Origin of the sequence: Vogesella mureinivorans, from assembly GCF_007644035.1 — a bacterium.
In the GTDB taxonomy this organism is placed as follows: domain Bacteria; phylum Pseudomonadota; class Gammaproteobacteria; order Burkholderiales; family Chromobacteriaceae; genus Vogesella; species Vogesella mureinivorans.
This window is the reverse complement of the sequence record NZ_VMTV02000415.1, coordinates 1-277: the sequence shown is the minus strand read 5'-3', so window position 1 is coordinate 277 and position 277 is coordinate 1. Positions and strand designations below refer to the sequence as shown.

Below are 277 nucleotides of genomic sequence, written 5' to 3'. Positions count from 1 at the left end.
CAGTTCGGCCGAAGCGCGGTCATTGCACACCAGGCCCATATCGCACCCCGCAGCCAGTGCCGCCTCGATACGCTTGCCGGCATCGCCGACCACATGGGCACCGGCCATGGACAGGTCGTCGCTGAAAATCACACCCTCGAAGCCCAACTCGCCGCGCAAGATGTCCTGCAGCCAGCGACGGGAGAAGCCAGCCGGGTGCTCGTCAACCTGAGAATAGATGACATGCGCCGGCATCACTGCATCGAGCTCGTGCACCAGACGCTTGAACGGCTGCATG

The 277-nt window shown here is 63.5% G+C and carries 1 protein-coding gene; it reads right to left on the bottom strand.

Annotated features, from left to right (window positions below; all coding sequences use genetic code 11):
- Nucleotides 1–277 (bottom strand): glycoside hydrolase family 3 N-terminal domain-containing protein (locus FLQ44_RS11280; RefSeq protein WP_276607852.1); only part of this gene is annotated, 277 nt, incomplete at both ends.